This window comes from Lysinibacillus sp. UBA5994 (assembly GCF_002429725.1).
Lineage (GTDB): Bacteria > Bacillota > Bacilli > Bacillales_A > Planococcaceae > Lysinibacillus > Lysinibacillus capsici.
In genome coordinates this window covers 1-11472 of record NZ_DJAU01000053.1, presented here as the reverse complement: position 1 = coordinate 11472, position 11472 = coordinate 1, and the positions used below count along the sequence as shown (strand labels likewise).

Annotated in this window: 11 protein-coding genes; 1 reads left to right on the top strand and 10 read right to left on the bottom strand. The window is 37.2% G+C overall.

Features of this window, described 5'->3' with window-relative positions:
* The coding region (locus B3D98_RS15850) for an FUSC family protein (RefSeq protein WP_288584166.1) at positions 1–1009 on the top strand (1009 nt) is incomplete at its 5' end.
* 124 nt (positions 1010–1133) lie between these two features.
* Here the strand turns inward: B3D98_RS15850 and B3D98_RS15845 are convergent.
* The 10 genes from B3D98_RS15845 to B3D98_RS15800 all read right to left on the bottom strand — a co-directional run.
* Positions 1134–2168 (bottom strand): toxic anion resistance protein, encoded by a 1035-nt coding sequence (locus tag B3D98_RS15845; RefSeq protein ID WP_054549030.1) that lies wholly within the window; start codon positions 2166–2168, stop codon positions 1134–1136.
* Positions 2169–2190: 22 nt separating this feature from the next.
* Positions 2191–3822 (bottom strand): YceG family protein, encoded by a 1632-nt coding sequence (locus B3D98_RS15840; RefSeq protein WP_288584164.1) that lies wholly within the window; start codon positions 3820–3822, stop codon positions 2191–2193.
* 95 nt (positions 3823–3917) lie between these two features.
* Positions 3918–4730 carry an HAD family hydrolase gene (locus B3D98_RS15835; protein ID WP_054549028.1) on the bottom strand — a complete coding sequence of 271 codons (813 nt, stop codon included), beginning with the start codon at positions 4728–4730 and terminating at the stop codon, positions 3918–3920.
* A gap of 11 nt (positions 4731–4741) precedes the next feature.
* The gene (locus B3D98_RS15830; protein ID WP_288584161.1) at positions 4742–5842 is read right to left on the bottom strand and encodes a cysteine protease StiP family protein; all 1101 of its coding nucleotides are present in this window, start codon (positions 5840–5842) and stop codon (positions 4742–4744) included.
* Positions 5839–7197: a phosphoribosyltransferase family protein gene (locus B3D98_RS15825; RefSeq protein WP_288584159.1), complete on the bottom strand. Its 1359-nt coding sequence runs from the start codon at positions 7195–7197 to the stop codon at positions 5839–5841. Before B3D98_RS15825 ends, B3D98_RS15830 begins: the two co-directional genes overlap by 4 nt.
* Positions 7178–8371 carry an HpcH/HpaI aldolase/citrate lyase family protein gene (locus tag B3D98_RS15820; RefSeq protein WP_103118831.1) on the bottom strand — a complete coding sequence of 398 codons (1194 nt, stop codon included), beginning with the start codon at positions 8369–8371 and terminating at the stop codon, positions 7178–7180. The genes B3D98_RS15825 and B3D98_RS15820 overlap by 20 nt, the downstream gene beginning before the upstream one ends.
* Positions 8372–8692: 321 nt before the next feature.
* A complete protein-coding gene (locus B3D98_RS15815; RefSeq protein WP_016994007.1) occupies positions 8693–9268 on the bottom strand; it encodes a TerD family protein in 576 nt (191 codons plus the stop codon).
* A 34-nt stretch (positions 9269–9302) separates the two neighbouring features.
* Complete coding sequence (locus tag B3D98_RS15810) at positions 9303–9884, bottom strand: TerD family protein (RefSeq protein ID WP_048394760.1); 582 nt, start codon at positions 9882–9884, stop codon at positions 9303–9305.
* A gap of 30 nt (positions 9885–9914) precedes the next feature.
* On the bottom strand, positions 9915–10532 hold the full coding sequence (locus B3D98_RS15805) for a TerD family protein (RefSeq protein ID WP_048394762.1): 618 nt from the start codon (positions 10530–10532) through the stop codon (positions 9915–9917).
* A 277-nt stretch (positions 10533–10809) separates the two neighbouring features.
* A partial coding sequence (locus B3D98_RS15800; protein ID WP_288584155.1) for an ABC transporter permease occupies positions 10810–11472 on the bottom strand: 663 nt, incomplete at its 5' end.

Genomic DNA, 11472 nt, shown 5'->3' with positions numbered 1-11472 from the left:
TTCACCTGTTTTTGCTGGAATTGCAGCTATTTTTGCTATTCAGCCTTCTATTTATCGTTCTTACCAAACCATTGTGGAGCAAGTACAAGCGAATATTATAGGTGCGACAATTGCCGTCATTTTTGGCTTACTTTTTGGCCACCATGTCGTTGCCATTGGTATAGCTGTCATAATAGCTATCGGTTTAATGTTAAAGTTTAGACTCGAAAAATCACTTTCGCTAGCGTTGGTATCAGTTGTAGCTATTATGGAATTTCAAGGGGATGACTTTTTAACATTTGGTTTGATACGCTTTGTTACGATATTAGTTGGGGTATTAGCAGCATTTGTCGTAAATCTTGTGTTCTTACCACCTAAATACGAGGTAAAACTATTTCGCAAAATTTATATTTTACAAGATGATATTATTCGTTGGACACGACTGGCTGTACGGCAAGCTTCTGAGCATACATCCACAAAAACAGCATTAAGTAAGTTTAAAAACCGTATGCTACGAGTGGATACGCTGTATGATTTATATAAGGAAGAGCGTAATTACTTTAAAAATAAAAAATATGTCAAAGCTCGCAAACTAGTAGTCTATCGTCAAATGATTTTAACTTCCAAGAAAAGCTTGGAATTGCTACAGCGTTTGCATAATCACGAAAATGAATTAGCTCAGCTCCCTACCCAATTTCATTTAATGATTCAGGAGAGACTTGATTCCTTGCTAACGTACCATGAGCAATTGCTCTTAAAATATACAGGGAAGCTAAAGCCTGAGCATTCGGAGTGGAGTAAAAGCATTGACTATGTCCAACGTAATGAGCTGATGGAAATTTTCATCAAGCAAATCAACTTTGCTCGTGAAGAAGGCGATACGGAGTTTTCTAGCTATCACCTACTCTATATTTTATCGCGTATTTTAGATTATGAGGAAAACTTAGAACATCTTGATACACTTATTGTTTCTTACCAAAGCTATCATGGACATGAAATCAATGTAGAATTTGAAGAAGAATTCATATAGCTAACATTTTGGCGACAGATTACCTTGATTCAGGGGGATTTTGATCACCCATTGAATAAGATAAGTCTGTCGGCTTTTTTTATACAAAAAACCTCCAAGTAGTAATCTACTTAGAGGAAAGGAGCTAAGAACGCAATGTTAGCAATTGTTGCTCTGCTTGTTGGCGTTTGACCGTTTGTTCAGCACGTAAATGCTGATAATTGGCAATGCCTGATACAATAGTATCCCACATTTCTTCAAGAGTCTTGGTAGTGCTGGATTGTTGAGCCATGGCAGTACTTAATTGCACCGCTTCCTTGCTAGCTCCCCCAAATTGCCTCATACGATCTTCAAAGGCAGAGGCTGATTGACTTTGTAATTGTTGACGTCTTTCATTAACTGCATTCATCAAACCCATTTTAAAAACAGGAATGGTTTTAACAAAAGCCCCATTAATTTGTTCTATCAATTCACTGTTACCATTACGTAGCATATCGATTTGAGGGGCTGTGATAATAGCCACCATACGCGATTTTTCTAAGTCATCTATTTTTTGCTGGAGCATCTCTGCAATACCTTGCAAACGATTTAGCTCCATTTTTGCCAGCTGATTTCCTGCTTCACTCTGTTTTTCATACATCGGAATCAATGTTGTTTGGACCTCATGAAGCTTCATGTCAGTTGCTACGATATACTTTTCTAGCTCAAGATAGTACATGAGGTCTTCTTGATATAAGCGTGCAAGTACTCGGTTATCCTTCGCTAATTCCTCTTCCATCAGTACAAATTGATAATGGATTTTCTCAATATCTCTCCCCAGTCCATTATATTTCGTAAATAAATCGCCATCATTTTTGGTCTTACGTGCAAACAGCTTTTTAAAAAAGCCCTTTTGCTCTGTAAAATCTTGTTTGTCGAATGTCTGCATAAGGGCTTCAAGCTGCTTAAATAATTCATTTGATTCGAAAGTTGTTGACTGGGTGATGATGGCTACAATTTGATCTGCAAAAGTAGCTAATTTTGTAGACGGCTCTTTTCCCAAAGCTAATAGCTCTATCTGATTTTTTATATTGATTTGATTGGCAATTTGCCGTACCTCTGCATGATCCTTTAACTGTTCTTTGAAGGCTTCTGCTGTTTCCAGTGTCAGCTGCTTCAGCGTCAACGAGTTATTCGACATTCGTGCCGCCTCCTTCCTATCATCAGAAAAAACGATTAAAGATTTTTTTTATGATTTTGTCGGGTGCAGTTTTCTGTGGCTTTGGTTCTTCATAGTGCAAGTCAAACAGCATATGCTCTAAACGGTGTACATCATAACTATCCTCTTGCAAATGCTTTTCTAAATCTAGTTGTCCTGTCGGATTATAAAAAACAATATCCACACCAAATCGATTTAAAAAGGCCAATAATGCTATATCTTCACGTGATAAAGCTGGTTGTTGAGGTGCTTGATATAATACCAGCTTCGGTACCTCTTGGGAATAGTCAAAGCTTTGTAGTAATCTTAGGATCTCCAGTGGAATCATCGACATTTGTTTAAATAAAAATAACTGCAAATCATATAAGGTCTCATTTGGCTGCTGTTTCAACATGGGCTGCTCACAAGAAGTTTTTATCGTGTGTGCAATCGCACGCTGTAGCTCCAATGTTAACTCACCGTATTGCCACCAATCACTTTGCATAATACGCTCTACTGATAGTTCTCCATTTACTAGGCAATGCTTATAGTGAAAGTGAAAATTTGCTCTACTCGTTGGTGCATAGGGGAATTTCTGGACAAAAACAGTTTGCGGATTTGCTAATAACTGATGCATATAATACCAGTATTCTTCCCGTCTGCTCGAAACCCCACTAATTTTGGCAAATATGACTGGAATGACAATCTCATCCCCAATTACTTCAAACTGTGGTCGAACCAAAGCTTTCTCTTTTGCATAAATAAAAATATCATCATATGTCATCCGTAATGTTAAGGAGCGTGGCATAAAATCTTTAAACTGCCAAGGCTTATAGACACCTGATTGCTGATCATGCATTAATTGCTCAAAATGCTGACTAGATCGATATCCAACCGTTGCCTGCCGGTCACGCAACTTATCAGGAAATGGCTGTAAAGTTGTTTGATTGGCGTACGCATATGTGATAGAGAAAGTATCATTAGGATCAATCTCAGCAAATTCATCTATTTTAGCTGGATGAAAAATTAACACATCACAACCGAGCTCCATTAATAACAATAAGAAATAGCGCTGACTTAGAGTTGCTTCCCCATACCAAACTACTTTAGGAAAATCATCTGTTGGTTTCATGGATTTTGTCCATAGAATCCAATGGTTTTTTAGCCATTTCACCATATCAATTAAAAAACGGCGAAAGTCATTTGCTAGCAAACCTAACGATTGCTGTTTTTGAAAGAGCTCTACTACTTTAATGGTTGCTAACTGTAAATGGCGATTCATTACACTGTCATCATGCTTAGGAATTAATTGATAACCATACATCATTGCCACTAAACGATTAATAGATAGACCTTGTGGAGTTTGTTGATGCTGCGAAAGGATTGTTTGTATTGCCTGAAAGTCTTTTGGTTCAATATGTTTATTTAATTCTTCACTTAAAATATGGATGTTAGTGTTCTGTGACAATGTAAATAACGAATTGAAATAATCATCTTCTTCGATTGGTACGCCCAATACACGAACAGCAATTCTACTAAAGCTCACTTGCTGCTCTGTTGTTTCATAAAATGCACGATCCTTTGGTGAATCTTGAAACGCCTGTAGCCAATCATCAGGATGACGCTCCAACACTGATTTAATTGTGATTGTTTGCATACAAACGCACCTCCTAAAAATCATCCTCAGCCTATGCTAAAGCATTCATTTGTCATAGGACGTCTCACCTAATGACAACAAAAATATTTGAACATCTATACGATCGTTTGTTGTGATGCCATCTGTAAAACTGTTTCCAATAAATTCTTTGTAAATGCTTCACCATTGTGAGGCGAGTAAGTTGTATTTTGTAAAAATTTTGGCTGTTTATCCTTTAAGTCTCCATGATTTGGTGTAAAACCTAAATCAGCCATTGCAAGCATGCCATAATCCATAATAGAATCACCTGCTGCTATATGCACATCGTATGTACAGAACTCTTTTATATATTCTATAGCCGCTTCCTTTGTCAGCACCTTGGGCATAAAATACAATTTTTTTCCTTGTAGCAGAACATGCCAACCATGCATATCAAACTCTTGAATCATCGCTTGTAATTCATCGTATGGTAAAATATCAATATCTACATGATGTACATAAAAAAGCTCATCTATATACAGAGATCGTTGTAGCCATGTATCAGATTTAATTGTCTGAAAAAGCTTTAGCATATCCATACGAGGGATCGAGGAATCTTCAATACGTCTAGATAATGTTTGTGTCCATTTTTCATATGGCTGACCCTTTTCTACTATTGTACCCCCATTGCTTGTAATTGCAAAAGCAGGGCATAAATCATGAATAAAATGGATTCTTTTATATTGATGTAAAGCTCTTGTCGTAACAGGTACAAATAAAGTATGTTGGTGTACCTGTTGCAATAGGGGTGCTGTTGCCTGTGTCATCATACTCATTGCTGTTTCGTCCTTGTGTTCAACGACGATTGTCTCTGTAGCTGGCGGAAACATCTCCATCATGCGTTTAGAATAAATAAGGGTTCTATCTAAATCAGATGTAAATAATATCATCATATTCTCCTCTATAATTCTTTGATCAAACCACAACATGCATAGGACATATTCGAATACTCTTCAATCAATACATTTTTTTCCTGCGCTAATAATAAAATATGTTTCAATTCATGCATGTACTGTGGATTAATTAAAATCTTCCAAGGTATCCTTCTCAGCAAAACTCTTGTCGTTTCCCCAACACCTGGCTTAATGAAATGTATATTATCAATACCAAAATCTCGTTGAATTATTTGCACGGACTTCATACCCTCCCATGTAATTGGAGAGATTTCTTGCTCTTGAATTTGTTGCACAATTTTACTCTGTACTTGTTCAAAACATGTGACGATACGCTCTATGTACAGATTGGAGACATCTATTGCCTCTAATTCTTTGTAGTATTTTGCACCATGAAAATCGTTTGCATCCATAAACTGCAAATTTAATACCGTTCTACTTACTAATCCAGATACAGTGGAATTTAAACAAGCAGATGGTATTAAAAAATCCTCACGAGTTCCATAAATAGCTGCACAATGGCCAGGATCAGCCAAAACAGCTAAATCGGCACTTAACTGTTCTTGATATCGTAAATTAAACTTTTGGCAGGATTGAATTAATTCATTGGTAATTGCCCCTTTTCCTGTCCAACCATCAATAAATTGCAGACTTCCTAGAGGATGCTGTGTCAAAATATAACGAATTGCCGCTTCATCAAACCCACGACCTCGCAGTATAGAAATGGAGTAATGTGGAACATTCACATGATAATGCATGGCTATATACCGTTTGATTAAAATACCAATGGGTGTACCTGCACGAGCTAAACTCACAAGAATTAAATTTTCTAATCCTCTATTTTCAACGATTTGCTCTGCCACTACTCCAACGGCGATTGCTATTCTTTCTGCATGAACATCTAGCGCTTTATAAAAAAGATTCATGTAGGTATCCGATGGTTGCTTCTCCACTGGCAGCATTTCCGAATAATGTATACCCGATTGAATGAGTTGTTCACGTTTCTCATTATCCATTTCAAGGAATGCACTTCCAATATCACGCAATAAAAAAATAACGTCCTCTGGTGCATAACTCCCCATTTTATCTGGCTGCAAAGTCGATATCATCGTTCTACCTCCAATTCATGCATACTAATTACATATACTTTGGCGTTAGTGGCTTCTTGTAATGCCTTTACCACACGAGCAACTACCTCTTTACTTGCTATACGTTCCACTATGAAAAAAAGTTCCGTGTAAGACTGGCTTTGAAGATTATATAAAAAATTAGTGACCCCGTTATTTTCTGGACTTTCAAAGGCTATTTTATCGTTAATCGTATATCCTGAATCATCCGTACAATAGATTGGACTACGAGTAGTTGACTGAAAATAAACATCATTTCCTAAATAAGAGGCAATTTGCATAGGAACATACATGAACTCACCCGAGCCAATAACAAGCGCTGGTCCATTTGTTCTTAGCTCTTGTAATTGCATAGCAATAGCTTGTATCGTTTGCTTTTGGTCAACATGCTGTTTTGACGTGAGCATAAATCTCCCTGTTGCTAGCAAATAGGGGTACTTATTTATTAACCCATTCTCCGAAACAGAACGATAGAATTTGCGATCAACAGATACTTGAATCGGACAAATGTCCATATCTCGTGCAACCTGTGTTAGTAAGTTTGGTTGTGTACTGGTTAAGCTTGGAATGCCTGAACAGCTAAAATTCCCACACATAATGGAGATGAATTCTATAGAGATACCCCATTGTACTTCTAATTGCTGAAAGATTGTTTGCTGCTGTTGGGAACGCCAATCTAAAATAGATAGTACCGCATATTGTCTCACTAAAGGAAATTTCTGTATTAAAGTCTCAATAATATTAATGACCGTATTTCCAGTAGTAATCTCATCATCAATTAACACAATGCGCTTAGTTTGCAGTAAAAATTCTGGTTCCTCCGTATAAATTCTATGGCTTGTCGCATGTGAATGTTCTTCTTCAAACGTAACAAATGGCTCAAAATCGGGTAACACTTCACGTGTTGTGTGGATATACATAGCATTCGAGTGAAAGGCATTAAATACTGCGTGTCCAAGTGCTGTTGCTGTCTCAGCAAAGCCAATAAACAATGTTTCATCCGTTAATTCTAGGGTTCCTTCTATGGATTTTTGTACTTCATCCAAATTAGCTCCGTCTTTTAAAGCTTTAACGACAGACGAAGCCATTACCTTTTGTCCCGTAAGATGCTGCTGATACATCATTGCTAAAAGAGTTCCTGTCAGTAAAGGGATTTGTGGACGGACAGCCAAATGTTTGCCTAGTACCGTGCTTACAAACAAAAATTGTCTCTTTTTATTAATCCGAGCCGCCATTCTAAACAAATCGGTTAGCGCAAAATTATGGGGATTGTAGGTAATTTCAATATCAATTGAATAATTCGGTAAAATGCTTAATTTACTCATTTGTTGTTGCATATACACTACCACCTATTTCAGACTGTAATAAAAGTGAGGCAAAATCGACAGATTCATGATAAACACCATAGACATGAGCCTGTTTTAAAATCCGTTGTGCCCATCTCATATGTGGCTTAATTTCATTCATTTTATTAGCATAGTGACTTTTCATAACACCTTTTTGTCCATCATTATTTTCTATAATACTTAGCGCATCTAAGTATTCCTCATACGAAATAGCATACAGGGCATGCACAACACGGATATGGCTCGGATGAATAATTGTTTTTCCCACTATGCCATTTTGTTTATCCATTAAAACTTCTTTCATTAATCCATCTAAACAATCGTCTAATAACGCTTTCCTTGTATCAAGCGCGCCTTTCTCACTAAATGGTGTCACTCTAAGCGCGGGCTTTAATACACGCTGATTATTAAAATACTCCCACACAGGCCCAGAAATAATAAAACCATCTTCCTCACGACCTAAGATATTGACAATATCTGCAATACAATCTCGTATGACACTAATATCATAAATGGTAGAATCCATACGCCTGCGAATTCCGTAAATACCACAAAAATCGGTAGCACCAATTCGTACATTTAATACACGGGCTTTGTATTGATGTAGAACCGCTTTAATGTCTAATAACGCTTCCATGCGAGATTCCTTATATAGTACCTCACGACTTTCTAAAATTGGCATACCATATAAAATTAAATCATTTTCTAAAATGGTTTGTTCAAGCAACTCGAAATAACGGGCACCCTGTTCTGCTGTAAACTTTGGAAAGACATAGCCAGTTAATATTTCTTGCTTTTTCCCTAAAACAGTTGTTAGCCTTTGAAATTGCTCAACATGACGTACACGAACAAAAAGTAAAGGGAGCTCCTGAAGTAATAGCTGTTTTTGCTGATAGAGTGCATATAATTCACTAATATCCTCTATCAGCTTAGCTTCACAATCTACTAACTCTGCATCTCCAACTGCATCCTCCAAATCAATGACAAGTGATGTGAGTTCCTTATATTTTTGTGATCGGATCAAGCTCACAATCGTAGGCATGGAAGCTGGCATATACAAAGTCGCACCTAGGGCATATGACAAAATATCCGCCGTTTCCCATTTTGTAAACGGCTGTGGCTTCTTATAAAAAATCATCTCTGCTTCTGTTGCAAAATGTTGCATCTAATCCTCTCCCCAGTAACTATGCCTTTTGTGAAAAAAGCACTGTATCAGCCTGTTCCATACAGACTAATACAGTGCCTTGTTTACACTGCTATTTTCTTCTTCAACTTGTAAATAACAAATGTCAATAAGAATGCAGCTATTAAAATAATAACGAAAATTTCATGCGAAGGATGGTAGCCCCAATATACTAACACACATTTTCAGTGTATTATGATAAGCCCCTGTTACATCTGCTAGTTTAAAAACTGTGCATATGTATTTAATATCTCATTTAATACATCCACATCAGATCCTCCACCATGCACCTATGTCCCATAGTTACTGTAGGCCATATGCATTGATTAAAGCAGCTAGTCCACCCTGGTAACCTGAACCTACTGCAGCAAATTTCCACTCACCATTATGTCGGTACAGCTCACAAAATACTACAGCCGTTTCAATACTGAAATCTTCACCTAAATCGTAACGCAATACCTCTGATCCCGACTCTTCGTTCGTCAATCGTACATAGGCATTTAAGACTTGCCCGAAGTTTTGATGACGTCCCTCGGCATCGTAAATAGTAACTGTCACTACAATTTTTTCTATTTGAGGTGATACTTGCTTTAAGTTGACAAGAATTTTTTCATCATCCCCATCCCCTGCACCTGTACGATTATCTCCTGTATGGACAACAGACTGGTCTGGGCTGGCTAGATTATTATAGAAAATAAAGTCCTGTTCATTACGACATTTACCTGAAGCATCTAGTAAAAATACAGATGCATCCAGGTCAAAGTCTTGTCCACCATCAAATTGCTTTACATCCCATCCTAAACCAATGCCAATGCTATTTAAGCCTGGATCTTGCTTTGTTAAATCAATGCGTTGCCCTTTACTTAATTGTATAGCCATTCAAAAATCTCCCTTTCCGTCCAAAGATGAAATTTTAGTTTACACTTAAGCCATAATCATTACATAAAGCAGCTAAGCCACCTTGATAGCCTGCACCAATCGCATTAAATTTCCATTCTCCGTTATGACGATATAATTCCCCTACAACAATAGCTGTTTCAATACTGAAGTCCTCGCCTAAATCATAGCGAATAATTTCTTCGTTGGAAGCAGCATTCATAATACGAATATAGGCATTAGACACCATACCGAAGTTTTGACTGCGAGACTCTGCATCATGAATGGTTACTGTGAAGGCTAGTCGCTGAACATGAGCAGGTACTTGAGTTAATGCCACTTTCACCACTTCATCGTCACCTTCGCCTACACCTGTTAAATTATCGCCTGAATGCTCAACTGAACCATTGCCACCTGTAGTGTTGTTATAAAAAATAAAATCATTTTGATCTGCAACTTTACCTGTATCAGCAAGTAAAAACACAGAGGAGTCTAAGTCAAAATCATGACCACCATCATATTTATTTGTATCCCAGCCTAAACCTACAACCACATTCGTTAATCCTGGATTTGTTTTAGTTAAATCTACCTTTTGACCTTTTTGTAGTGAAATGCCCATAATTTTTATTCCTCCTATTTAGTCAATTATTTATTGATATCTTCGAACAACGTCGCCAAGCTTTATGTCATTTGTTCCCGTACCAACCGCAGCAAATTTCCATTCGTTATTATGACGGTAAATTTCTCCACATACTAACGTCGTTAAATTCGAATAATTATCAGTTAAATTATAGCGAATTAGTTCGCTTCCTGTCCTGTCATCATACACACGAATATATGCATTATGAATCATACCAAAGTGTTGATTGCGACCTGCCGCATCATAAATGTTTACAACAAACACAAGCTTGTTATATTGCGAAGGTACAGACGATAGTTCAATTGTAATTACCTCATCATCACCATCACCATCACCTGTTAAATTATCACCTGAATGTCGAACAGAACCGCAGCTACTTGTTAATTTTCCGAAATAAACAACATCGTCACCCGCTACAACCTTATCATCTTGTAACATTAATACCGAAGCATCACAGTCGATACTTCTGCCACTGCCACTATTTCTGCTAGAAAATAAACCACCTAAAAAGCCGCCACTTTTCTCTTGGCCTACAGGGTCCCACCCTAAACCAACTTTAATTTTATTTAATCCTGCGTTACCCTTTGTTAAATCAACTCTTTGTCCTTTTTGTAAATTAATCCCCAATTCTAACACCCTCCTAAAATATGTATTTCAGTCGAAAGATTTTATGGTAAGCAATAATCTACTAAGCTAAAAGATTTCTACTTAAATTAAGTCTAAAATAACGTGACAAAAAATTCAATTAATGGCTCCAAAAAGGTGTTTTCTCTTATTTTTGAAAGCCCCTCACGTCTTGTTCTATACTATAAAACGTTTTTGTAGTAAAAATGTTCCTTTTATATCCAATGGTCCAAGCAGCTAAAAAAACCTTCTAACTTGTAGAAGGCTATTGTCTTATTTACTAACTTTTCATTTTTGGATCAAGTGCATCTCGTAGTCCATCACCCATTAGATTAAAGCCTAAAACTGTTAACATAATAGCTAAACCAGGGAAAATCATCGTCCACGGAGCATTTAATAAAAACTTCCGTGCATCCGCTAACATTTTTCCCCATTCTGGTGCTGGAGCTTGAGCCCCTAGCCCAAGAAAACCTAATGCTGCCGCTTCAATAATGGCTGTCGCAATTGCTAGTGTTCCCTGTACAATTATTGGGGTTATGGAATTCGGCAAAATATGCGAAAATAGAATTCGTGCATCACGCATACCAATTGCTTTTGCCGCTACTATATATTCCTCTTCCTTGACACTTAAAACCTTAGAACGGATTAAGCGCCCAAAATTCGGTACGTTAATAATAGCAATGGCGATTAATGCATTTTGTAAAGATGGACCAAGCACTGATACTACTGCAATCGCTAGTAGCATACTAGGGAAAGCTAGCATAATATCAAAAATACGTGAAATTATCGTATCGATCCATTTTCCATAATAACCTGCAATGATGCCAAGTAAACTACCAATTATCACGGACAAAATAACAGAGAAAAAGCCTACCCATAGCGAAATCCTTGCACCGTGAATGATCCTGGAAAAAATATCCCGTCCAAAATCATCCGTTCCAAA

What these genes read in the sequence shown, in the direction of transcription:
- B3D98_RS15845 (WP_054549030.1), bottom strand. Translation starts at nt 2,168, where the DNA reads ATGTCGAATAACTCGTTGACGCTGAAGCAGCTGACACTGGAAACAGCA.
- B3D98_RS15840 (WP_288584164.1), bottom strand. Translation starts at nt 3,822, where the DNA reads ATGCAAACAATCACAATTAAATCAGTGTTGGAGCGTCATCCTGATGAT.
- B3D98_RS15835 (WP_054549028.1), bottom strand. Translation starts at nt 4,730, where the DNA reads ATGATATTATTTACATCTGATTTAGATAGAACCCTTATTTATTCTAAA.
- B3D98_RS15830 (WP_288584161.1), bottom strand. Translation starts at nt 5,842, where the DNA reads ATGATATCGACTTTGCAGCCAGATAAAATGGGGAGTTATGCACCAGAG.
- B3D98_RS15825 (WP_288584159.1), bottom strand. Translation starts at nt 7,197, where the DNA reads ATGCAACAACAAATGAGTAAATTAAGCATTTTACCGAATTATTCAATT.
- B3D98_RS15820 (WP_103118831.1), bottom strand. Translation starts at nt 8,371, where the DNA reads ATGCAACATTTTGCAACAGAAGCAGAGATGATTTTTTATAAGAAGCCA.
- B3D98_RS15815 (WP_016994007.1), bottom strand. Translation starts at nt 9,268, where the DNA reads ATGGCTATACAATTAAGTAAAGGGCAACGCATTGATTTAACAAAGCAA.
- B3D98_RS15810 (WP_048394760.1), bottom strand. Translation starts at nt 9,884, where the DNA reads ATGGGCATTTCACTACAAAAAGGTCAAAAGGTAGATTTAACTAAAACA.